General features: G+C 74.1%; 18 protein-coding genes. 11 read left to right on the forward strand and 7 right to left on the reverse strand.

What is annotated here, in order from left to right:
* The first annotated feature begins 195 nt into the window (after positions 1-195).
* Positions 196-1,503, forward strand: a complete 1,308-nt coding sequence (locus tag ACYUD3_RS09905) for a cation:proton antiporter domain-containing protein (protein WP_470966852.1) — start codon at positions 196-198, stop codon at positions 1,501-1,503.
* On the opposite strand, the gene ACYUD3_RS09910 is transcribed toward ACYUD3_RS09905, so the two are convergent.
* Complete coding sequence (locus ACYUD3_RS09910) at positions 1,427-4,456, reverse strand: helix-turn-helix transcriptional regulator (protein WP_470966854.1); 3,030 nt, start codon at positions 4,454-4,456, stop codon at positions 1,427-1,429. The genes ACYUD3_RS09905 and ACYUD3_RS09910 overlap by 77 nt on opposite strands.
* Before the next feature lie 232 nt (positions 4,457-4,688).
* Between ACYUD3_RS09910 and ACYUD3_RS09915 the strand changes: the two genes are divergently transcribed.
* The 3 genes from ACYUD3_RS09915 to ACYUD3_RS09925 all read left to right on the forward strand — a co-directional run bounded on the left by ACYUD3_RS09915 (position 4,689) and on the right by ACYUD3_RS09925 (position 9,016).
* Positions 4,689-7,469, forward strand: a complete 2,781-nt coding sequence (locus ACYUD3_RS09915; RefSeq protein WP_470966856.1) for an AAA family ATPase — start codon at positions 4,689-4,691, stop codon at positions 7,467-7,469.
* A gap of 183 nt (positions 7,470-7,652) precedes the next feature.
* On the forward strand, positions 7,653-8,543 hold the full coding sequence (locus tag ACYUD3_RS09920; protein WP_470966859.1) for a hypothetical protein: 891 nt from the start codon (positions 7,653-7,655) through the stop codon (positions 8,541-8,543).
* Between the two features lie 89 nt (positions 8,544-8,632).
* Complete coding sequence (locus tag ACYUD3_RS09925) at positions 8,633-9,016, forward strand: beta/gamma crystallin domain-containing protein (protein WP_470966860.1); 384 nt, start codon at positions 8,633-8,635, stop codon at positions 9,014-9,016.
* Positions 9,017-9,105: 89 nt separating this feature from the next.
* Here the strand turns inward: ACYUD3_RS09925 and ACYUD3_RS09930 are convergent, their stop codons facing one another.
* Positions 9,106-9,360, reverse strand: a complete 255-nt coding sequence (locus ACYUD3_RS09930) for an SRPBCC family protein (protein WP_470966863.1) — start codon at positions 9,358-9,360, stop codon at positions 9,106-9,108.
* Positions 9,361-9,628: 268 nt separating this feature from the next.
* On the opposite strand from ACYUD3_RS09930, the gene ACYUD3_RS09935 reads away from it, so the two are divergent.
* A complete protein-coding gene (locus tag ACYUD3_RS09935; RefSeq protein ID WP_470966865.1) occupies positions 9,629-10,468 on the forward strand; it encodes a LysR family transcriptional regulator in 840 nt (279 codons plus the stop codon).
* Positions 10,469-10,603: 135 nt separating this feature from the next.
* Positions 10,604-11,611, forward strand: coding sequence for a substrate-binding domain-containing protein (locus ACYUD3_RS09940; RefSeq protein WP_470966867.1), 1,008 nt, complete (start codon positions 10,604-10,606; stop codon positions 11,609-11,611).
* 42 nt (positions 11,612-11,653) lie between these two features.
* Here ACYUD3_RS09940 and ACYUD3_RS09945 read toward each other — a convergent pair whose 3' ends face one another.
* Positions 11,654-12,061: a VOC family protein gene (locus ACYUD3_RS09945; RefSeq protein ID WP_470966870.1), complete on the reverse strand. Its 408-nt coding sequence runs from the start codon at positions 12,059-12,061 to the stop codon at positions 11,654-11,656.
* A gap of 77 nt (positions 12,062-12,138) precedes the next feature.
* Entirely contained in the window at positions 12,139-12,894 is a 756-nt protein-coding gene (locus tag ACYUD3_RS09950; protein WP_470966873.1) for an MmyB family transcriptional regulator, read from the reverse strand.
* 188 nt (positions 12,895-13,082) lie between these two features.
* On the opposite strand from ACYUD3_RS09950, the gene ACYUD3_RS09955 reads away from it, so the two are divergent.
* Genes ACYUD3_RS09955 through ACYUD3_RS09970 form a run of 4 tightly spaced genes read left to right on the forward strand, consistent with a single transcriptional unit; the run spans position 13,083 to position 17,201 of the window.
* On the forward strand, positions 13,083-13,472 hold the full coding sequence (locus ACYUD3_RS09955) for a hypothetical protein (protein ID WP_470966875.1): 390 nt from the start codon (positions 13,083-13,085) through the stop codon (positions 13,470-13,472).
* Positions 13,469-15,013, forward strand: a complete 1,545-nt coding sequence (locus ACYUD3_RS09960) for a multicopper oxidase family protein (RefSeq protein WP_470966877.1) — start codon at positions 13,469-13,471, stop codon at positions 15,011-15,013. Before ACYUD3_RS09955 ends, ACYUD3_RS09960 begins: the two co-directional genes overlap by 4 nt.
* A 59-nt stretch (positions 15,014-15,072) precedes the next feature.
* Complete coding sequence (locus ACYUD3_RS09965) at positions 15,073-15,627, forward strand: TetR/AcrR family transcriptional regulator (protein WP_470966880.1); 555 nt, start codon at positions 15,073-15,075, stop codon at positions 15,625-15,627.
* A 59-nt stretch (positions 15,628-15,686) separates the two neighbouring features.
* Positions 15,687-17,201 carry an MFS transporter gene (locus tag ACYUD3_RS09970; protein WP_470966882.1) on the forward strand — a complete coding sequence of 505 codons (1,515 nt, stop codon included), beginning with the start codon at positions 15,687-15,689 and terminating at the stop codon, positions 17,199-17,201.
* Positions 17,202-17,211: 10 nt separating this feature from the next.
* On the opposite strand, the gene ACYUD3_RS09975 is transcribed toward ACYUD3_RS09970, so the two are convergent.
* The 3 genes from ACYUD3_RS09975 to ACYUD3_RS09985 all read right to left on the reverse strand — a co-directional run bounded on the left by ACYUD3_RS09975 (position 17,212) and on the right by ACYUD3_RS09985 (position 21,472).
* Positions 17,212-19,353, reverse strand: coding sequence for a GH92 family glycosyl hydrolase (locus ACYUD3_RS09975; RefSeq protein ID WP_470966884.1), 2,142 nt, complete (start codon positions 19,351-19,353; stop codon positions 17,212-17,214).
* 191 nt (positions 19,354-19,544) lie between these two features.
* A complete protein-coding gene (locus ACYUD3_RS09980; protein WP_470966886.1) occupies positions 19,545-20,318 on the reverse strand; it encodes an SDR family NAD(P)-dependent oxidoreductase in 774 nt (257 codons plus the stop codon).
* 11 nt (positions 20,319-20,329) lie between these two features.
* Positions 20,330-21,472: a 3-oxoacyl-[acyl-carrier-protein] synthase III C-terminal domain-containing protein gene (locus ACYUD3_RS09985; protein ID WP_470966889.1), complete on the reverse strand. Its 1,143-nt coding sequence runs from the start codon at positions 21,470-21,472 to the stop codon at positions 20,330-20,332.
* Between the two features lie 156 nt (positions 21,473-21,628).
* Between ACYUD3_RS09985 and ACYUD3_RS09990 the strand changes: the two genes are divergently transcribed.
* A complete protein-coding gene (locus ACYUD3_RS09990) occupies positions 21,629-23,311 on the forward strand; it encodes an HAL/PAL/TAL family ammonia-lyase (RefSeq protein WP_470966891.1) in 1,683 nt (560 codons plus the stop codon).
* Positions 23,312-23,357: the final 46 nt, after the last annotated feature.

Here is a 23,357-nt window from a genome sequence, read left to right on the forward strand (position 1 = left end):
ACGCCCGGAGCACCCGCTCCCCGATGTACGCCCGCCCCCGACAGGCGTACATAGCTCGATCGAGCGTATGTCATGGTTTGTCGCACCCGGCGATCCCCCTGCGCCCTACATTCCCCCTGGGCGCCGCGGAACTCCTCCCGGCGGAATACGCGCACCGCCCGTCCCTGGTTCCCGTCTCCCGGAAGGCACAGGGCCGTGAACGGTTCCTCGGTGGATGCGGCCGTACTGGCCGACATCGCTCTCGTCCTGCTCGTCGGAGTGGCCCTCGTCCCCGTGCGGACCCGGCTGCGGCAGCCGGCGGTCGTCGCCGAGATCGCGGCCGGGATCCTGCTGGGGCCCAGCGTTCTCGGTCTGCTGCCCGGCGATGTGCCCGGACTGCTCTTCCCGGCGGAGATCCGCGCGCATCTGTCGGTGATCGCGCAGGTCGGCATCGCCCTGTTCATGTTCGCCGCCGGGTGGGAGCTGGACTTGCGGCCCCTGCACGGGCGGGCGCGTTCCGTGCTCGCCATCACCGGGGCCTCGCTGGCCGTGCCGTTCGCGCTGGCCGTGGCGCTGGCCTTCGCGCTCCTGGCGGCCCGCCCGGGGTACGTCGGCTCGACCGCCTCCCCACTGCTGTTCGCCCTGTTCCTGGGCGTCGTCCTGTCCGTCAGCGCGCTGTCGGTGCTGATCCGCATCCTGGGCGAGAACCAGCTGACGGCGACCCCGGTCGGCGCCATGGCGACCGCGTGCGGCGCCCTCACCGAGGTCGTCGCCTGGTGTGCCGTGGTGTCCCTGATCACTGCGGCACAGGGGCTGGACACCGGCCGCCTGGTCCGCACGCTGGCCCAGATCGCCGCGTACGCGCTGTTCATGCTGCTGGTCGTACGGCCGGCGCTGCGCGCCCTTCTGCCGCGCGGCCGGCCGCTGTTCCTCGTGCTCGTCGTCTGCGGCGGGGTCTTCCTCTCCGCCTGGTGCACGAGCCGGATCGGGGTCCACTGCGTCATCGGCGCCTTCGCCTTCGGGCTGGTCATGCCGCGCGGTCTCGACCCCGGGCTGCGGGACGCCGTCGGGAGTCCGCTGCACCACACCGGTGCCCTGCTCGTCCCCGTCTTCTTCGCCCTCACCGGCCTGACCGTCGACCTGACCCGGCTCGGCTGGTCCGACGTCCTCGCCGTGCTGGTGTTCCTCACCGTGGCCTGGGGCGGAAAGTTCGCCGCGACCGCCTTCGCCGCACGCCGCGCGCGTTTCCCGCGGCGGGAGGCCGCGACCCTGGGTGTCCTGGTCAACGCCAAAGGACTGAGCGAGGTCATCATCCTCACCCTCGGCCGCGACACCGGCCTCATCGGCCCCCGGCTCTTCTCCTCCCTCCTCCTCACCGCCCTGACCGCGACCGTCCTGGTCAACCCCCTCGTCCACCACCTGACGGGCGGCGGCTTCCCCGGCGGTCTCATTCCCGCCCAGCCGCACGAGAGGCGCCAGGCGCTGGGGGCGGGCGACGAGCCTGGTCCCTCGGCCGCGAGATGACCGCGGTGAGGGTTCCGTTCAGCCAGGCCGCCGCCAGCTCCGCCCGGGACCGGGCGCCGGTCCGCTGGAAGAGCCGGGTCAGGCGCTGCTCCACGGTTTTGGGGCTGCAAGACAGCTCGACGGCGATCTGCCGGTTGGTCGCGCCGTCGCTGACCATGCGTACGAGGGCGATGTCGGGTTCCGTCAGTCTCCCGTCGGCCTGACGGAGTCTGGGGACAGGGATGCCGCGCCGCCGCGCGGCACGGGTGACGGCGGTGCGGAACGGGTGGCCGAGGCCCAGGCCGTTGCCGTCGCGCAGGGCCTCGGTCAGCCATTTCCGGGGGTCGTCGGCGGTGTGCGCCAGACACAGGCCGGAGACGACGCTCAGCGGGACGTCGCCTCGGCGGCCGATCAAGCGGTGAGCGGTCAACGCGCTGTCCGTGTCCTCGTGGACCACGCCGCGCGCGACGAGGAGGGCCTCGTACGTCATGGGTGTGGCGGCCTCCTCGTGCAGGGTCTCCAGTTCCGCCAGGGCACGCTGGGCCGGCTGCGGCTCCTGCGGCGCGGTGAGCCACAGGATGCGCAGCAACAGCCGTTCGACACCGGCGAGTTGGCCGTTCTTGCGGGCCTGCTTCGCCTCGCGCCAGGCCGCTTCCAGCGCGTCCTGCGCGTGGCCCGACCAGTACCGCAGGGCGAGACGGGCGCGGGCCGCCAGCGGGTGGGTGAGGGTGCCGGGGACCGTCTCCAGCCATGCGCGGGCGTGTCCGAGGTCCCCTCGGGCGGTGTGGATCTCCGCCGCCAGGACGCGCGGCAGGTGGGGGTCGCCGGCCGTGGCCCGGGTCCGGCCGCGGACCTCGATCCGCCGGGCCGCCGTCAGCGCCGCGTCCCAGTCCCCCGCGAGATAGTCGCGCACCATGCCCCGGTACTGGACGGCGATGCCCTCCGGGGCGGCGATGTACCGGTCGCCGAGGACGGCGGCGAGCGCGCCGGCGAGGTCCGCGTAGGCGGCGGCATGGCGCAGCTGGTCCAGGGCCTGGCCGTCGACGGCGTCGGGGGGCAGGTCCCGCCGCGCGCGGCTCAGTTCGCTGTGGCCGCCCACCGCGGCGGCCACCAGACGCAGTTCGGCGGGTGCGGGCAGCGGGGTGTGCCGGTGCCCGGGGCCGGTGTCCGCGATGCGGCGGACGGCCGTGGCCGGCCGGGGCGGCAACGGGCCGATGCCGTACAGGCCACCGAGCGCGGCGGGCCCGGCGGCGGGGAAGGGGGTCCCGCCGGGGTGGGGGCGGCCGGTGTCGGCGCAGGGGCCGGGACGGCCGGTGTCGGCGCAAGGGTGGGGACGGCCGGTGTCAGCGCAAGCGCCAGGACCGCCAGTGTCGGCGCAAGCGCCAGAACGGCCAGCGTCGGTGCAAGGGCCAAGACAGCCGGTGTCAGCGCAAGCGCCAGAACGGCCAGTGTCGGCGCAAGGGCCAGAACGGCCGGCGTCGGCGCAAGGGGCCCGGTGTTCGTGCAGGGCCGCCCACGCCCACGCGGCGGCGACGCCCGGCAGACCGTCCCCGGCGTGCGGTGTGTCCAGGAGGGCGCGCAGCGGCTCGCCGAGTGCCAGGAGCCCTTCGTGGTCGCCGTGCCGCAGGCTCAGCCCGCCGGCCTCGCGCAGCACGTCAGGGGTGCGCCGGTCCTGCGGCGGAAGCCGGTCGAGCGCGGCCCGGTAGGCGCGGGCCGACCGGGGCCAGTTGGTCCTGGCCTCCTCGCGGGCCGCGGCCAGCAGCAGCGGCACCGCGAGGGAGTCGGCCAGGCGCGGGCCGGAGGCCGCGACACGGTCGGCCAGCCTCGGGTAACCCCGGCCGGTGGCCTCGGCGCCGATCTTGTCCGTCAGCCGCGTGACGAACCGCGCGGAGTTGCCCTGTACATCGCGCCGGACGGGCAGCGTCCGCAGAGCGGCGGCCAGCGCCGGGACGGCGAACGACAGCCGGCCCTGCGGGTCCGCGGTCAGTACGCGGTCCGTGACCAGGCGGCCCAGGGTGTCTTCAAGGGCGCGGGCGTCGTCCGGCGGCGTCAGCCGGAACACGTCGTCGACGTGCACCTCGGCGTGGTCCAGCACGCGGGCGGTGACGATCGCCGCCTGGACGATGCCGGGGTAGGGGGGCGCGTGGGGCCGGCCGAGGCCGAGGAGGAAGGCGTCCTCGGTGGTCAGCCGCAGCTGTTTCTCCGCGCGCGCGAGGCACATCCGGCCGTCGAGTTCCAGCAGGTCCTCCCGGTCCAGGGCGTCGAGGACCGACAGCACGGCTCGCGGGTTGCCCGCCAGGCTGCCCAGGGCCCGCGTCACCGCGTCCGCCAGCGCGGGTTCGGCCGGGCTGCCGAACCGCCGGGTGACGTGGCCGCCGACGAGCGCGGCGACGTCGGCCGGCCGCAGTGGGGGCAGTTCGAGGACCTGGTCGGCGGCGGCCGTCAGCTGGGCGTGGCGGGGGTCCGCCGCGGGCCCCGGCCGGCCGGCCAGCACCACGGGGACGCCGTGCGGGCGGAAGATCCGCAGCAGCTGGCCCAGCGCGTCGGCGACGTGCCGCGGCATGCCCTCGATGCCGTCGGCGACCAGCGCGAAGGGCAGGTGGCGGGCCGCCTCGGCCAGCGCGTCGGAGAACGCGGCCAGTCCGCCCGCCCCGCTCTCCCGCGCCGCTGCGCCCAGCCGGGCCCGCGCGGCGGCGGGCAGGGAGAGCAGGCGGTCGCCGGGGTCGGTGAGGACCAGGCCGCACGCGGTGACGAGGACGTCCGACTCGTTCCCGGCCTCCCAGCCCAGCCGCACGACCGCGGCGCCGTCCCGGGCCGCCGCCTGCCGGGCCCGCTCCAGCACGGCCGTCTTGCCCATGCCCGCCCCGGCGGTGACCATCAGGACGCGCGCCGCGTCCCCGGTGCGGCGCAGCGTGTCCGCCACCGCCCGGACGCAGCTGTCTCTGCCGACGACCGCTCCGCCCCGCCTGCCCATGCCTCCACCGCCTCGCTCGTTCTCCCCGGCACCGGGAGAAGACCGCACCCGGCGTCTTTGCGTTCCCTGTATAGGAACTGGGAACTCCGTTGCTGAAAGATCGTGCGCAAGGGCCCCGGCGGTTCGCGCGGAGGGCCGTTCGTGAAGTCCGGCGCGCCGGAGGCGGAGGTACGACGCAGTGGCCGCGTGGTGGGAAACCGATGATCTGGTCCGCTGGGGCACACCCGCCCGCATGGACCGCACCGACCGCCGCCTGCTCGGCCGTGAGCGCGAGTCGGAACAACTCCACGCACTCCTGAACAGCCCCGGCGGCCCGCACCTGGTCCTCGTACGAGGCGAACGCGGCGTGGGACGGAGCGCGTTCCTGCGCGCGGCCGGTGAGCGGCTGCGCGCGCGGGGAACCGCCGTGGTCACCGTGGGCTGCGTCCCCGGCGACGGCGACCGGCCGCTGCTGCTGGCGCTGCGGCTGGTGATGGCGCTGGAGGGGCGCCCGGACCGCAGCCGGCCGGGCGCGGGGACGGCCGGGGCTCCGCAGCGGCTCCCCTTCACGGGCCGCCGGCCGGACACCGGGACGGTCGCCCGCGCCCTGTCGGCTCTGGACCGGTGCGACCGGGCGGCGATGGAGTCGCTGCTGCGCGCCGCCGCCGGCCGCCGCGCGCCGGTGACCGTCCTGGTCGACGACGCCCAGCACGCCGACCCCGGCTCCCTGGCCGCGCTCGGCGGTGTCGACGCTCCCGGCGTCCGGTGGGTGCTGTCGGGCGAGGTGGAGGAGGCGGCTCGTACGGTGGTGCTGCCTCCGCTGGGGCCGCAGGACAGCGCCGAGCTGGTGGCGCGGTGGCTGCGGGCCACAGCGGACACCGCCCTGGCCGCGCGGGTGGGCGAGCTGACGCGTGGCCTGCCGGGAGCGATCGAGGCGCTGCTCACCGGCTGGACGCGCCAGGGCGTGATCCGGGTCGCCGACGGCCACGCCTTCGTCCCCGGGCGGACGACGGCGCCGGTGCTGCCCGACCACGACCGGTTCGTCACCGCGCTGGACCGGCTCGGTGAGCCCGCGCGCGCGGTGGCCGCCGCGCTGAGCGTCCTGGGACCGCTCGGCCGGCCGGCCCTCCAGCTGACCGCCGCCTGGGCCGGCCTGTCCGCCGACGCCGCCCACGACGGGGTCCGCACTCTGGTCGGGGCGGGCGTCATCGAGGAGTCGCCGGGACCGGACGCGGGCTGGGCCTTCCGGCTCCCGCTGACCGCCCACACCGTCCGGGAGCGGCTGAGCCCGGTGGACCGCAGCCGGCTGTCCGCCGCGGCGGTCGAACTCCTCTGGAACGACGCGGCCCCTGAGCGAGCCGCATCGGTGGCCCTCTCAGCGCCGGGTCTCCTCGACGCCTACCGGGCGGACCGGGTCGCGGACGCGGGAAGCCTGCTGGACCGGGAGCGCGCGGTGGCCGAACTGACCTCGGCCGCACGGCGGACGGCGCCCGGCACCGACGACGGGCGGGCCCTTTGGTGGCTGCGCGCCGCCTGTGATCTGACCGAGGACACCGCCGCCCGCGATCTCGTCCTCCAGCAGCACGCGAAGGCCGCCTACCTGGCCTGCGACTACGCCACCGGACGGGCCGCGGGCGAATGGCTGCTGCGCGACCCGGGGCCGGCGCTGGACGGCCTCGATCTCCAGGAGGCCGCCTGCCTGGTCGTGGCGGTCACGGCCAACCAGCGCGACTGGCGCATGATGTCCCGGCTCGCGACCTCCTACTGGTGGGACGGGCTGCCGGTGCCCGAGCCGGCCAGGGTGACCGGCCAGGCCCTGGCCCTGTGCCACCTCTCGCGCTGGCGGCAGGCGGCGGACCTGCTCGAAGGGAGCGAGGCGGCGTGGAACACCGGCCCGCGCGCGCGTGCGGCTCCCGCCGTCTTCCACGCCCTCGCCGAACTGGCCATGGGCCGGCCGGAGCCCTACCGCCGCGCGCCGGCCCTGGCCGACGCTCCCGAACTGCCGCCCGGCAAGGTGTACTCGCTGGCGAGCGGCATGGTCGACGACCTGCTCGGCGGCTACGACCTTCCAGCGGCCCGCGCTCTCCTGGAGACCGCCGGACTGACCGTTGAAGTGCTGCCCCCGCTCGGCCGGTTCCTCTTCGACCACGCCACGGGCCGGTGGGACCAGGCGCTGGAGTCAGCCCGCCGGCTGCTGGCCAACGACGAGGTCCGCTCCACCCCGGTGTCGGACAGTTCCCTGCTCCCCGCGCGGACAGCGGCCATCCTCCTCGCCCGGGGCCGCGTCACCAGCGCCCTTCAGCTGGCCGAGGGCATGCGCGGCCCCGAGCCGGGCCCGCCCCAGTGCGCGCTGGACGCCTCCGAGGCGGAAGCGCTCATGGCCCTCGGCGACCTGGAAGGCGCCGAGCGCACACTGCGCCACGGCCTCGAAACGGCCCACGCCCATGCCCAGGTCCACGGCACCGGGGAGCTGTGGGCCCTGCTCGCCGAAGTGACGGCCGCGGCGTCCCGCACCGCCGAGGCCACGGAACACCTGGCCCGGCTGGCCCGCATCGCCACCCTGACCGGCGACAGCAGAACACGGCTGCGCCATCTGCTGGCCCACGCCCGGATCCAGCGGGACGACTCCCGCGCACAGCTGCGCGAGGCCGTGGACCTCGCCCGTACGAGAGGTCTGCCTTTCGAGACGGCGACCACGCTGCTCACCGCCGCGACCGCGGGCGCGGTCCCGCCCGCGCTGCTCCACGAGGCGTACGACCTGTTCGGCATGGCCGGCGCCGGCCTGTGGCGCTTCCACACCAGGACCGCGATGCGTGCGGCCCGGCTCGCCCTGCCCGGCCGGGGACAGGCCACCGCCGAGAACGACCGTCTCCTGGCCACGCTGCTCGCCGAACAGCTCACCACCCGTCAGATCGCCGCCGTCCTGCGGCTCAACGAGGACACCGTCACCCGGCGCCTGTCCCGGCTGGCCGCCCGCACCGGCAAGCGCTCCCGCGCCGAACTCGTCACCGCCGTGCTCACCGACTCCCTCTGACACCCGGCCGGCCGGTTCGCGTCCGGTTTCCCCGTGATTAGCCGGTGAGCGGTCCGCGCAGCCGAAACAGCGGATCGCCTCTGCCAGCATCGTGACCGCAGCAGCCAGTGAGACAGCAGCGCTGACCTCGGCCGGTCCCTCTCCACCGGCCGGCCCCCACACTCCCGGGAAGGCGAGCCCCGCATGGCACCTCACGTCACACCCACCGCACGGCGCGGCATACGGCCCGTCGTCGGTGCCGTGGCGATCGCGGTCGGCCTGCTGGCCACCGGCTGCTCCACCGCCCCCACCGACACCGCCCCCACCGACAGCCCCGCCGTGGCCACGCAGACCGCACCCGCCACCGGATACGACGGACTGACCGGGCTGCCGCTGTCCGCCTACGGCACCTCCGAACAGGACGACGACCTGCTGTACCGGACGAACCAGACACTGGTCGCCCGCTGTATGCGGAGCCGGGGCTACCCGAGCTATGCGGGCCGGAAGCCGGCGCCGGCGGCCGCGAAGACGAAAGCGGAGCGAGAGGCGATCCATCCGGCCGGCGCCTGGGGCTATATCGGCCGTGCGACCGCGCAGCGCGTCGGCTTCCACGTCGCCGTTCCGGTCTCCCTCGCCAAAGGCCCGGCCGGGCAGGAGCTGAAGGACTACAACGTCTGCTGGGACAAGGCGCGCGAGCAACTGCCGTCCCTCACCGGAAGCCAGGGCTGGAAGCTCGTCCAGGACCTGTTCGGCCGGTCGTTCCGGCTGGCGGCCTCGGACCGCCGGACCGGGTCCGCGCGTGCACGCTGGGCCGCCTGCATGAGCACGGCCGGCCACCCGGCCGACGATCCCGAGAAGCTGGCCGGCGCTCTCCTGAGTGCAGGGAAGGCGACCGCGAAGGACATCGCCGTGGCCGTCGCCGACGAGTCCTGCACGCGGTCGGCGCGGCTGGCGGCCGTCTACTTCGCCGTGCTGACGGAGTACCAGCGGCAGCTGGTCTCCGCCAACACCGCCGCTCTGACCGCCTACCAGAAGCAGCTCCGGGAGAAGACCGGCCTCGCGGCCCGCCTCCTGGCCGGGTCTCCCGCGGCCTGATCCACCCCCTCACCCACGGTTCTCCGGACAGCGCTCCGCTCCACCGCGCTGTCCGGCCGATGTAACGAACACACGAAAAGGAAAGATCCATGACTCACACGTTCAAGAGAGCGGCCATGGCCGTGGCGGCGGCCGCCACCCTGGCCGTGGGCCTGCCCGCGACGCAGGCGTCCGCGACCAACCAAGTGGACTGTAGCTTCCGCGACGACTTCGTGAAGATCGCCGGGCACTCCACCGCCAACAGCGGCAACGCCGGCGACCTCGTGTGGTGTTTCGCCAACGCCGGGCAGATCTCGGTCTCGGGTGCCTACGGCATCCAGTGGCTGGACATGATCTCGACCGGCAACAACATGGTCCAGTGGTACGGGGACGGAAGGTGGCAGCCCGACAGCGGGCCGATCAACAAGTGGACCACCTTCACCTTCCCGAACCACCCGGGCGGGGTCAGCGTCGAGAAGATCGGCATCGTCTGACCGTTCGGCGACACCGGGGACGGCGGCCCTTTCCGGCCGCCGTCCCCGGCGCGGGCGCTTCAGCTCTCAGTGCCGTCCGGCGGAGCCGGCTACTCGGCCGCCGCGCTGACGAGCCCGTCCAGCCACGCCTGGTGGCCGTTGAGCATCGGGTTCGGGCGCTCGTCGGCCAGCGCCGCGGCCGGTGCGCCGATCTGGGTCTCCTGGGTGAGAATGCGGACCCGGCCGCCGGGCAGGTCCTCCACCAGCCAGGCGTGCAGCACGTCCAGCCGCTCCTCGGGGCCGCCGCCCTGCCGCGCCGTCCAGGACAGGAGATGTCGGTGACGTTGCCGTAGTACCCCTCCCACCCGGAGGTGTCGACCAGGTACCGCCAGACCCGGGGCGGCCGTGCGGCCCTTGACGATCACCTCGTTGGGGACGAAGTTGTCGCCGGTGCCGGAAGGTACCTCGCGGGCCAGTCGATCGCGTTCTGCGTGGTCATCGGGGGTGCCTTTCGGGGGGCACGGCGAGTTTCCTGAGGCGCCCACGCCAGGACGGCCGTCCATCCGGTCACCAATAGAGAAGCCGATCCCCGCTATCGGGAAGCCGATGGGACGCCCGGTCAGGCCGGCGGCCATGAAGCAGCAGCCCGGCGGCGGACGCCTCCCGCAGCGCGCGGACCTCAACCTGCTGCGGACCTTCCTCGCCGTGTACCGCGCCGGCTCCCTCACCGCCGCCGCGCCCCGGCTCGGACTCTCCCAGCCCACGGTGACCGCGCAGATCCGCGCACTGGAAGGGCAGACCGGCCGCGAGCTGTTCACCCGGCTGCCCCGGGGCGTGGACCCCACGCCGTACGCCCACGAGCCGGCGGGCCGGGTCGCCGCCCCGCTCGACGCGCTGAGCGGCCTGGAGGAGCCCGGCGCGCGCACCGCGCCGGTCCAGCTGGCCGGGCCCTCGAAGCTGCTGTGCGTACGGGTGCTGCCCGCGCTCGCCCCGCTCGTCACCGCCGGCGTCCGGCTCCGGGTCGCGCAAGAGCTGCCCGAGCCGCTGCTGGAGGAGCTGCGGGCCGGCCGCCACGACCTGGTCATCGCCACCCGGCGGCCCCGGGGCCGGACGCCGGAGTCGGTGCCGCTCGCCGACGAGGAGTACGTCCTGGTCGCGAGCCCGGTCCGGGCCGGGCGCAGCACCGGCGCGCGGGACGCGTACGCGGCGCTGGGCGGGGTGCCGATGGTGGCGTACGCGGAGGACCTCCCCATCGTCCGCCGCTACTGGCGCACCGTCTTCGGCAGGCAGCTGCCGGCCCGGGCCGCCGTCACCGTGCCCAACCTGTACGCGGTCCTCTCGGCGGTCACCGCGGGCGCCGGCTTCAGCGTCCTCCCCCGCTCCCTGTTCCTGGTCCAGCGCCCCGGCGCCGAGGCCGACCCGGACGTGGTCCGCGTCCGCGACGCCCTGCGGCGCACCGCCCGGGACTGGTAGCGCCCGCACCGCGCAGCCCTTTGTAGAGACGTCCTGACATAACCGTTGACTTCCTTCACCGCACGCCCCATAGTCAGGCGACTAGAGCGCTCTATCGCAGATCTCCGCCCGATCGCACAGTGAGGTGCAAGGGACATGCGCAGAAACCACAGAGCCGTCACTCTGGCCGCCGCGGTCGCCGCAGGCACGCTGCTCGCCGCCGGCTGTGCCAGCAGCTCCGGCGGGAAGAAGGCCGAGGAGGGCGGCGCGGCCGGGGTCTCCGCCGGCCAGGCCGGCACCCCCCGGATGACCGTGGCCATGATCACCCACGGCGCCCCCGGCGACACCTTCTGGGACCTGATCCGCAAGGGCGCCCAGGCCGCCGCCGACAAGGACAACATCAAGGTCGTCTACTCCAGCGATCCGAACGCGGGCAACCAGGCGAACCTGGTGCAGAACGCGATCGACCAGAAGGTCGACGGCATCGCGCTCACCGCCGCCTTCCCGGACGCCATGAAGGCCGTGGCCGCCAAGGCCGAGGAGGCCGGCATCCCGGTCGTCGGCTTCAACTCCGGGGTGGGCGACTGGAAGAAGCTCGGCATGGTGGAGTACTTCGGCCAGGACGAGAACATCGCGGGCCAGGCGTTCGGGCGGCGGCTCGATCAGCTGGGCGCCAAGCACGCGCTCTGTGTGATCCAGCAGCAGGGCCAGGTCGCCCTGGAGGCCCGTTGCGCCGGACTGAAGAAGGGCTTCGGCGGCAGGACCGACATCCTCTACGTCAACGGCACGGACATGCCGTCGGTCAACTCGACGATCACCGCCAAGCTCAAGACCGACCCCTCCATCGACCAGGTCGTCACCCTCGGCGCCCCGGTCGCGCTCACCGCCGTGAAGTCCCTCGCCGACTCCGGCAGCAAGGCGAAGCTCGCGACGTTCGACCTCAACAAGGAGCTGGTCAAAGCGGTCCAGGACGGCCGGATCGAGTTCGCCGTCGACCAACAGCCCTATCTTCAGGGCTACTTGGCGGTCGACGGGCTGTGGCTCCTCAAGAACAACGGCAACGTCAGCGGCGGCGGCGCCGCGCCCGTCCTGACCGGGCCCGCGTTCATCGACAAGACCAACGTCGACTCCGTCGCCGCTTTCGCGGCCAAGGGGACGCGCTGACGGACGGGGGCGGTATGCCGGGCCGGCGGCTGTGGGGGCCCGTCACTCCGCGAGGTTCAGCTGCCAGGAGACGCCGAAGCGGTCGTTCACCCAGCCGAATCTGGCGCTGAAGCCGTAGGACCCCAGCGGCATGAGTTCCTTGCCCTGTTCGGCGAGGGCGGCGTAGAGGCGGTCGAGTTCGGCCCCGGTCTCGCACTCGACGAACAGGGACACCGCCGGGGTGAACCCGAAGTCGTGCTCGACGTAGCTGTCGATGCACTTGAACCGCTGTCCCGCGAGCGAGAACGTGGCGAGCCGGACGGTGCCCGCCGGGCCCGGTCCGTCGTCGCCGTAGCGGGAGATCTCGACGACCTCCGCGTCCTCGAACAGGGAGGTGTAGAAGGTCAGCGCCTCCTCCGCGCGGCCCTCGAACATGAGGAAGGTGGTGATCTTCTGCGGCGTCGCGGCCATGCTGCTGCCCTCCGGAGTGCTGACTTCAGCTCTTCGATGACGAGGCTAGGCCCTGCCACTGACAACGGCCCGCCGGTTCAGCCGCGCCCCCCACCCCACTGGAGAAGGAACCGCACCCCCTCCCGGGACTCGGCGTCATGCCCCGTGTAAGCGGCCAGCAGCTGATCCCGGGCGGTGTCGACGGAGAGTTGCTGGACGTCGAGGGTGAGCGGCCCCGCCGTCGGATGGTGCAGGCGTTTGACCAATTGGCGCGGGCCCGCGACCTTGTAATCCGCCCACCAGCGGCGGAAGTCGGGATCGCGGGCGGCCAGTTCGGCGATCAGGGCCGCGAGGGCGGGGTCGTCGCGGCGGTGCCCCGCCTCCCTGCGCGGCACGCCCACGCATTCGCGGGCGACCAGCGGCCAGTCCGCGTACAGCGCCCGGAACCCCTCGTCGAGAAACGTCATCCGGACGATGTTGCGGTGTTCCACCGGCAGCTCCCCGAAGTCCCCCAGCAGGGCGACCGCCGCGCGGTTCCAGGCCAGGACGTCCATGCGGCGGTGCAGGACGAAGGCCGGGATGTCGTGCATGCCGTCGAGCAGCGTCCGCAGCTGCGGCGCCACCTCGGGGCGGCCGGGGGCGCGGGGCGGACCCTGCGCGGCGGTGTCGGCGAGGCTGAAGAGGTAGTCGCGTTCGTCGGGCGCGAGCTGGAGCGCGTCGGCGAGGGAGTCCAGGACGGGACGGGAGATCTGGCGGGCGGGGTCGACGGCGGCGCGGCGGGCGCGCAGGTACGCGCCGAGTTCGGTACCGGCGGGGGGGGCGGGGAACTCTTCCGCATCGAGGGCGCGAGCCATGTCGACCTCTACGACGTCGAGGAGTACGTGACTCCGGCGCTGGCGAAACTGACCGGCTTCTTCACCGCGGGGCTGGCGACGCCCGCGGTCTGAGCGGCGGGTGCGTGGCCGGTCCGGCCCGAGTAACTATACCTTCCGGATGGTACAGTTACCCATCGTTCGGACCCGCCCGACCTCTAGGGACACCCATGTCGACCACGACAACTCCCCCACCCCACTGGACCACTTGGGCACTGCGCACGACCGCGGCCCTGTTCCTGCTGCTCACCCTGGCCCAGGGCATGCTGGCCGGACTCTTCGTCACCGGTGACGTCGATCTGCTCGCCGTGCACAGCGCGGCCGGCGGCGGGCTCGCCGTGCTCGGGCTGGTCCAGTTCGGCATAGCGGCGGTGCGGCGCAGGACGCGCAGGACCGGCGGGCGGCTGCTGACGCTGTCCGCGCTCACGCTGGCGATGACGGCCGGCCAGGTCGCCCTCGGCATGGCCCGCGTGGTGGCACCGCACCTGTTCATCGGCGTGACGACGGCGGCACTCGCGATGCTCGTCCTGGTCGTGGCCCTCACGGAGGAGCCCCGATGAGCGGCGCGCGCCGGCTGACCCGCCGGAGCTTCCTCGGTCTGACCGGCGGCAGCGCCGCGACCGCGCTCGTCGGCGGCGGCCTCACCCTGCGCTCGGCCGGCCGGGAGACCCCCGCCGAACTCCTCCGCAGCACCGCGCGGCTCCCCCGCCCGTTCCAAGTCCCGCTCCCCGTACCGGCGTTCACCCGCCCGGTGAGCACCGCGAACGGCATCGACCGCTACGAGGTCGTCCAGCGCGCCGCCGACCTGGAGATCCTGCCCGGACTGCGCACCCGCGTCTGGGGCTACGACGGCCTGTTCCCGGGCCCGACGTTCACCGGACGGGCCGGACGGCGGGCGCTGGTGACCGTACGCAACGAACTCCCGGTACCGACTTCCACCCATCTGCACGGCGGCGTCACCCCGCCCGGCTCGGACGGCCACCCGACCGACCTCGTCGTGCCGAAGGGATGGCACAGCGGTCACGGGGAGCACGGCGGTGATGTCTCCGACCAGGTCAGGGAGTACGTCTACCCGCTCGACCAGCCCGCGGCGACGCTCTGGTACCACGACCACCGGATGGACTTCAGCGGCCCGCAGGTGTGGCGGGGGCTCGCCGGTCTCTTCCTCGTGCGGGACGACGAGGAGCAGGCCCTGCCGCTGCCCGCGGGGGAACGGGACGTGCCGCTGATGATCTGTGACCGGGCGTTCGAGGAGGACGGCTCCTTCCGCTACCCGGCGCTCGACCCGAGCCTGACGGGCCGGCCCGGGGTCGAGGAGGCGTACATGGAGGGCGTGACGGGCGATGTCACGCTGGTCAACGGCGCGCCCTGGCCGGAGCTCGAGGTGGACGCGGTGCGCTACCGGCTGCGGCTGCTCAACGCCTCCAACGCCCGCCGCTACCGGCTGGCGCTGGCGCCGGGCGGGCCGCTGACGCAGGTCGGCAGCGACGCAGGGCTGCTCGCGCGGCCGGTGGACCTGGACTCCGTGACGCTGGCCCCGGCCGAGCGGGCGGAGGTCGTCGTCGACTTCTCGCGGTGGCCGCCCGGGACGGCCGTACGGCTGGTCAACACGCTGGCCGGGGGGCGGATGCGGGACGTCATGCGGTTCCGGGTGGCGCGCAGGGCGCGGGAGGAGGCACGGGTGCCGGAGCGGCTCGTGGACGTCGAGGCGCTCGGCGGGGCGCGGGTGGCGGCGAGCCGGCGGTTCGACTTCCGGCTGCACGCGCACGGCGGCGGCCACGCCTGGACGGTCAACGGGCACCCCTTCGCCGTCGGCCGGTACCTGGCCGCGCCGCGCCTCGGCACGGTCGAGCGGTGGCGGTTCACCAGCGATTTCCACCACCCGGTCCACCTCCACCTGGCGCACTTCCAGGTCGAGGCACGCAATGGGCGGGCGCCCGGGGCGCAGGAGCGGGGCTGGAAGGACACGGTCGACGTGCGGCCGTACGAGACCGTGGACGTGCTGGCGCGGTTCGCGGGGTATCGCGGCCGGTACATGCTGCACTGCCACAATCTGGAGCACGAGGACATGGCGATGATGGCGGACTTCCGCGTCGTCTGAGCGGTCTGCGGGGCGGTCCGCCGAAGCCCCGTAACTGTACTAAATGGTATACTTACGGGATGCGACCCAGTTCGAGGAACCTGATCCTGGAAGCCGCCATCCGCGTCACCGAGCGGGCCGGCATCACCGGTCTGACCCTGGAGTCCGCCGCCGAGGAGGCCGGTGTGACCAAGGGCGGGCTGATGTACCACTTCCGCACCCGGGACGAACTGCTGCTGGCGATCCAGCACCATCTGACCGGCGGCTGGGAGGAGATGCTCCTGGCCGAGCTGGGCAAGCCGCTCGGCGAGGCGTCGGTCCGGGACACGGCCGCCGCGTACACCCGGGCGGGCGTGGCGGTGGGGGCGAGCAAGGCGGACCTGGCGTTCATGATCGAGTCGGTGAGCCACCCCGGCCTCGCCCAGGTGTGGAACGACATGATGAGCCGCTGGGCCCCGCCGACGGACTCCGTCGAGCCGGCGGACCTCGACCTGTTCCTCGCCCGGCTCGCCGTCGACGGGCTGTGGCTCCTCAACGCCACCACCGGCACCCCGCTGCCCGCACCGGTCCGCGAGGCCCTGCGGCAGCGGCTGCTCGCGCTGACCGACCCCGACCGCACCGAGCCACGGGCCTGACGGCACCCACGCCGTCCGGCCCGCACCTTTCACCGAGACACGAAAGACGAGCCGGAGACATGAACAGACGCTGGGGACTGCTGACCACCGTGGCCGTGGGGCTGCTGCTGATCTCGGTCGACATGACCGTGCTGTACACCGCGCTGCCCACGCTGACGCGGGACCTGGCCGCGGACACCTCCCAGAAGCTGTGGATCATCAACGCGTATCCGCTGGTGATGGCCGGGCTGCTGCTCGGCGCGGGCACCCTCGGGGACCGCGTCGGGCACAAGCGGATGTTCCTCGCCGGGCTGACCCTGTTCGGCGTCGCCTCGACGGCGGCGGCCTTCGCGCCCTCCCCCACCGCGCTGATCGCGGCGCGGGCCCTGCTCGCGGTGGGCGCCGCCGCGATGATGCCGGCCACGCTGTCCCTGATCCGCGTGACCTTCGAGGACGAGCGCGAGCGCAACATCGCGATCGGCGTGTGGGGCACGATGTCCGTGGTCGGCTCCGCGCTGGGCCCGGTCCTCGGCGGCTTCCTGCTGGAACACTTCTGGTGGGGCTCGGTCTTCCTCATCAACGTCCCCGTGGTGGTCCTCGCGCTGATCGCGGGCGCCGTCCTCGCGCCCGGCGCCTCGGGCCGCCGGGACACCCCGTGGGACCTCGCCGGCTCGCTCCAGGTCATGGTCGGGCTCGTCGGTCTGGTGTACGCGGTCAAGGAGGCCACCAGGCCCGGCCCCGACCCGCTGCACATCGCCCTCGCCCTGCTGGCCGCCGCCGTCGGCTTCACCTCGTTCGTGCGCCGGCAGCGGCGCCGTACGCATCCCCTGCTGGACTTCGCGCTGCTGCGTGATCCCCGGATCCTGTCCGGGATCGTGGCCGCCGCGCTGGCGATGTTCGCGACGGCCGGGGTCCAGCTGGTCCTCACGCAGCGGTTGCAGCTCGTCGCCGGGCTGACGCCGTGGGAGAGCGGGCTGCTGGTCGCCGCGTTCGCCGCCGGGTGCCTGCCCACCGGGGCGGTCGCGGGCGGGCTGGTGCACCGGGCCGGGCCCCGGCCGCTCATCGTGGGCGGGCTGCTGACGGGCGCGGCGGGAGTTGCGCTGATCCTGCTGCTCACGCCGGGCGCGGTGCCCCTCCTCGACGTCCGCCCCGGGCATCCGGCCTGGGTCGTGCCCGGTCTGCTGGTCACCGGGGCCGGCATGGGCTTCGCGATGACCGCCGCGTCCGCCGCGATCATGGGCAGCGCGCCCGCCCACCGCGCCGGCATGGCCGCCTCCGTCGAGGAGGTCTCCTACGAACTCGGCAGCCTCAGCGGCGTCGCGGTCCTCGGCAGCGTCCTCGGCAGCCTCTACACGGCGACCGTCCGCCTCCCCTCCGGCGTACCGGACACCGCGAAGGACGGCCTCGACGCGGCCCAGGCCACCGCCGCAAGCCTGCCCGCCGGCCAGGCGTCCTCCCTCCTCGGCGCGGCGCACGAGGCGTTCGACAACGGGTACGTCCTCACCCTCGCCCTCACCGTCGTGGTCCTGCTCGCGGGCGGCGCGTTCACCGCGCGGCGGCTCGGTACGGCCGACCGGGTGCCGCAGGACGCCTGAGCCCCGCCCCCTACGGCGCCGTGAGCCGGTGGCGCAGGACGCCGCCGGTCGCGGGGAAGGTGTCGGGGAGCCAGGTGGGCTCGACCGGGCGGCCGTCCAGGGTCAGGGCGGCGATCCGGGAGGCGGTGTCCGAGGCGCCGTCGGCGATGACCGTGATGTCCCTGCCGTTGCCCCGGTGGACGGTCGCGCGGGGGAACAGGGGGCTGGACAGGGCGAGTTGGGAGCTGCCCGGGACCATGGGGTACAGGCCGAGGGCGGCCCAGACGGCCCAGGAGGACATCGCGCCGAGGTCGTCGTTGCCGACCAGCCCGGCCGGGGTGTCGTCGAAGAGGGTGGTCAGGACCCGGCGCACGGTGTCCTGCGCACGGTCGGGCCGGCCGGCGTAGTCGTAGGCCCAAGGGACGTGGAAGGAGGGCTCGTTGCCGAGGTACGCGTACGGGCGGTCCATGCCGGCGTTGAGTTCGGTGAAGAAGGTGTCCAGGCGGGGGACGACCGCCGCGGCGCCGCCCATCGCGGTGAACAGGCCGGGCAGGTCCTGCGGGACCATCCAGGTGTACTGGGCGCCGTTGCCCTCGACGTACCCCTCGCGCTGCACCGGGCGGAAGGCGGGCCAGGTGCCGTCCGCCGCGCGGGGCTGGAGGTAGCGGCTGCCGGGGTGCAGCAGGGTGCGCCAGTTGGCGGCGGCGCGGGTCAGCCTCGTCTCGGTGGCGGTGTCGCCGAGGCGGGCGGCGAGGTGGGCGAGGGCGGCGTCGGCGGCGGCGTACTCCAGGGTGGTGGACGCGCCGCCCCACACGCCCTTGGTGCCGGCGGGGACGTAGCCGAGGGTGTCGTACTGCTCGTGGCCGGGGCGCTGGCGGTTGTCCTCGCGGCCGGCGACGGCCGTGCGCAGGAGGGCGGCGGCCTCGAAGCCGGTGGCGCCGAAGGCGTGCAGGGAGGCGGCCATGGCGGGCAGGGGGTCGCCGACCATGACGCCGGTGGCGCCGTTGGCGAGGGTCCAGCGGTCGAACCAGCCCGCCTGGCGGCCCTGTTCGAGGATCGACTGGGCGATGTCGGACGCCTCGCGGGGGGCGAGCAGCGCCAGCAGCTGGACCTGGGAGCGGTAGACGTCCCAGCCGGAGAAGTCCGCGTACTGCGCGTGTCCGGGACGGGTGCGGTGCACCTGGCCGTCCATGCCCAGGTACCGGCCGTCGGTGTCGCTGAAGACACTGGGGTGCAGCAGGGAGTGGTAGAGCGCGGTGTAGAAGACGCGCCGGCGTTTCTCGCTGCCGCCCTGGACGGTGATCCGGCCGAGCCAGTCGTTCCAGCGGGCGCGGGTGGCCCGGCGGACCGCATCGTAGGAGCGCCCGCCCTGTTCGGCCCGCGCGTTGGCCCGGGCCGCCGCCTCGCTGACGAAGGAGACGCCCACCCGGGCGGTCACCGTGCGGGCGGCGGGCGCGAAGGTGACGTACGCGCCGGAGGTCTTGCCGTCCAGCGGCTCCGCGTGGGCGAACGGGCGGTCGAACTCGGCGTGGAAGTACAGGCGGTAGCGGGCGGAGGTGCGGCAGAAGCCGCCGCTGTCGGTGAAGCCGGAGAGGGTGCGGGCGCCGATGGTGACCTGGCCGGTGGCCTTGTTGAAGGCCTTCCCGGCGTCGACCGTGAGCCCGGGTGGCTGGCCGGCTTCGGCCGGGTAGCTGAGGCGGGCGATGCCGGAGCGCTGGGTGGCCGCGAGTTCGGTGCGGATGCCGTTGTCGAGGTCGACCCGGTAACTGCCGGGCGCGGCCTGCTCGTTCGTGTGCGAGAACGTCGCGTGGCGGGCCGCCGGGTCCGCCGCCGGGCGGCCGGTGAGCGGCATGAACGGCACGTTGCCGTAGTCGCCGCAGCCCGCTCCGGACAGGTGGGTGAGGCTGAAGCCCGCGATCCGGTGGTCGGTGTGGGCGTAGCCGCCGTACTGCCGGGTGACGGTGTCGGGGCTCCACTGGACCCCGCCCAGCGGGGCCGATGCGCCGGGGAAGGTGTTCCCGCCGCCTCCGCCGTTGCCCCAGTCCGTGCCGCCGGGTTCGGTGCCGACGAACGGGTTGACGTAGCCGGCCGGGTCGGCGGCGGGGACGGCCCGCGCGGGCGGGGCCAGCAGGACGGCGGCCGTCAGCGCGGCGGCGAGGGGGGACAGGCGCACGCACATCTCCTTGCGTCGGGGGGTGCGCCCGAGTCTCGCGCGTACGGCGGGGAGTTCCGGGCAGCCTGGCCCGGACGTCAGGCACTTGGCTCACGCCGGGCCGTCGTACAGAGCGCGCGCGTAGCTCCCGTCCGTCTCCGGGACCGCGAAGACCACCCGGAAGCAGGACGCGTTCTTCGTCCGAGCAGGGGTCAGCCCGCCATCGCCGAGACCCCGCCGTCGATGACGATATTGGCGCCGTTGATGAAGGCCGCCTCGTCGGACGCGAGGAAAGCGGCGAGGCGGGCCACCTCCTCGGGTTCGCCCACCCGGCGGGACGGGGTCTGGCCGATGAGGCCGGGCAGCGGGCCCTCCTGCTGGTCGAAGAAGTCGCGGGTGGCCTCGGTGCGGATCATGCCGGGGCTGATGCAGACGGCCCGGACGTGGTGCGCGGCCCCGGCGGCGGCGAGATGGCGGGTCAGGGAGATGACGGCCGCCTTCGTCACGCCGTGCGCCGCCATCGGCTGGAACGCGACCCCCCGGGTGCCGGCCACCGACCCCATGTTGATGATCACGCTCCCCTGACCGCCGCGCAGGAACGGCCAGGCCGCCCTGGTGCACAGATAGGGCAGATGCAGCTCATGGTCGATGGTGAAGTGCCAGTCCTCCAGCGGCTGTTCGGCGAACGGCGCGTTCCTGAGCGCGGAGGCGTTGTTGAACAGGACGTCGACGCGGCCGAACGCGTCGACCCCGGCCGCGACCCACGCGCGGGCCCCGTCCGGGGTGGTCAGGTCCACGGGCGCGAGGGACTCCATCGTGCCGCCCGCCGCCCGGACCATCCGTACGGTCTCCTCGGCCGCGCCCTGGTCCCGGCCGCAGCCGAAGACCCGCGCGCCCTCCGCCGCGAAGGCGAGCGCGGCGGCGCGGCCGATGCCCCGGCCGGTGCCGCTGATGAAGGCGACCTTGCCGGTCAGGCGTCCGTTCACAGGAAGTCCTCTCAAGGCGTCCAGCCCCCACCCGGCACGGTCATCGTGAACGCCCCCGCGCTGAAGGACAGCCCGAACGCCACCACCAGCGCCGTACCCGGCTCCCGGCGGACCGGCTCGGCGAGCATCAGCGGCACCGAGCAGCCGAGCGTGTTGGCGTACTCCCGCAGCACGCGGTACGACGAGGCGACCTGCCCGCCGCCGCTGTCCACGCCGAAAGCGGCGCACAGGGAGTCGAGGATGCGGGTCGACCCGGTGTGCATGAACAGGGCGGAGGCGTCGGCGGGTTGACCGAGGGCGGCGGTTCCTTCGAGGGCTGCGCGCACGGTCTCCAGCGCGTAGTGGCAGCCGCGCGGGGCGACGTCGGGGCTGAGCGTGTACAGACGGCGGCCGTGCGCGGCGAGGACGACGGGGACGTCCGAGCCGCCGTCGGGGACCGTGCCGAGTTCGGCGTCCAGCGGGAGGACGTTGGTGAGGTTCGCGACCGGTCCGAACGACGGGCCCGCCCCCTCGGCCGCGAGGACCATGGAGACGGCCGCGTCGGCGAAGAGAAAGCCGTGCAGGGCGTCGACGGTGCGCTGCCGCTGCCCGGCGCCGACCTCGCTGAAGTGCCCGTACGTGCCGTCGAGGACGGGCGAGAGCGGGGTGATGGCCTCCGCGAAGACGGCCAGCACCTTCTTGTCCGGGTGGGCGGCGAGGTACCAGTGCGCGGTCTCGACGACCTTCGCCAGCGCCGAGCAGCCCATGTACTGGATCGCCAGGTTGGCCGCGTCGCGCGGCAGTTCGGGGACCCGCGCCATCACGTCGCACACCAGCGACGGCAGCAGCCGGCCCGGGCTGGAGGTCGCGCCGAGGACCAGTCCGACGTCCGCCGGGTCGGCGTCGGCCCGCAGCAGGGCCGTGCGGACGGAGTTCACCGCGAGGTCGGCGGCGGTGATGTCGAACTTCGGGGCCGCCCCGGCGAAGACGACGTCGGGGTAGTTGGCGAGCACGGAGTGCCGCTTGTCGACGCCGAGGCCGCCCAGCATCCCGGCGAGCCTCTCCGACAGGAGTCCGTCGGCGGCGGCGAGCAGTTCGCCGGTGCTGTACTGCGGGGCCGGCAGTTCGGCGGCTATCGAGACGATCGTAGGAGCCACTGCGGTCGCGGTGGTCATGGGCGGCCTCCCGTCCTCCGTTCGAAATTAGAAGGCGGGGACCGGGAATGCGCCAACGGGAGCCCCGTCGACGCATCCGCGCGCGCCCTCTCCCGCCGTCTGTTAGAACGTAGGGAATCCGGTCATTCTCCGGAAAACAGTCCGGAAGGGGACCTTGTGCGCGCATCGCTTCCGCAGACGGAGCCGGAGTCCGGGGTGGCCGGGGAACTCCTGCTGGACGGGCGCGGGCTGGAGCTCGCCGACGTGGTCCGGGTGGCCCAGGGCGGCCCGGACAACCGGCGCCTCGCGGTCGCCCCGGCGGCGGCCGAACGGATGCGGGCCTCCCACCGCCTCAAGCGGGACCTGGTGGCGACCCGGCAGCCCATCTACGGCGTCACGACCGGGTTCGGGGACAGCGCCACCCGGCACATCTCCCCCGAGAAGGCCGCCGAACTCCAGCTCAACATGATCCGCTACCACCTCAACGGCACCGGCCCCGCGGCGGCCGACGAAGTCGTCCGGGCCACCCTGCTGATCCGGGCGAACTGCCTGGCCCGGGGCGCCTCCGGGGTCGACCCCGGCATCGTCGAGCGGCTGCTGGACCTGCTGCGGCACGACGTCCTCCCGCGGATCCCCGAGCGCGGGTCGGTCGGCGCCAGCGGTGACCTCGTGCCGCTGAGCTACGTCGCCGCCGCGCTCATCGGCGAGGGCGAGGTCCGCCACCGGGGCGAGCTGCGGCCGGCCGCGCAGGTGCTCGCCGAACTCGGTCTCGAACCGGTCCGCCCCGGGCCGAAGGACGGCCTGGCCCTGATCAACGGCACGTCGTTCTGCTCCGCGTTCGCCGTGCTCGCCGCCGCCGAGGCCGAACGGCTCGTGCTCGTCGCCGAGGCGTGCACGGCGCTGGCCAGCGAGGCGCTGCTGGGCAACCGCGGCCACTTCGCGCCGTTCATCCACGAGAGCAAACCGCACCCCGGGCAGCTGGCGAGCGCCGCCGTCGTCGCCGCGCTCCTCGACGGCTCCGGCCACGCGCTCCCCCACGACCAGGTGGTCCGCAGCAACGACCCGCTCGGCGAGCGCGGCTTCCAGCGGCTGACCCGCAGCGTCCAGGACCGCTACTCGATCCGCTGCGCCCCGCACGTCACCGGCGTGCTGCGGGACACCCTGGCCTGGGTCGACGCCTGGCTGCGCACGGAGATCAACTCGTCCAACGACAACCCGCTCTTCGACCCCGGCGCACAGAGCGTGCACAGCGGCGGGAACTTCTACGGCGGCCACGTCGTCCAGAGCATGGACTCGCTGAAGGTCGCCGTGGCCAACATCGCGGACCTCCTGGACCGGCAGGTCGAGCTGCTGGTGGACGACAAGTTCAACAACGGCCTCACCCCCAACCTGGTCCCGCGCCACTCCCCCGAGTCCTGGGAGGCGGGACTGCACCACGGGTTCAAGGGGATGCAGCTGGCGTGCTCCGCCATCACCGCCGAGGCCCTGAAGACCAGCGCCCCGGTGAGCGTGTTCTCCCGGTCGACGGAGGCCCACAACCAGGACAAGGTCAGCATGGCGCCCATCGCGGCGCGCGACGCGCGGACCATCGTCGGCCTGGTCCAGGAGGTCGCGGCGATCCATCTGCTGGCGGCCTGTCAGGCGCTCGACCTGCGCGGGGTGGAGGGGATGAGCAAGGCGACGCGGGTGCTGCACGCCCTGGTCCGCGACGTCGTGCCGTTCTGCGACCGGGACCGGCGGATGGACGGGGACATCGCGGAGGTGCTGAAGCTGATCCGGTCGGGGGTGCTGGCGGACGCGGTGCTCGCGTGCGTGGAGCGGGACGGGGAGCACGGCATGGATCAAGGCCGCCTCGCCTGAACCCGTCAGACATCGGAGAGCCGCGAAGCCAGGAAGGGGACAGCCG

Source organism: Streptomyces sp. AMJ-169, assembly GCF_055597585.1.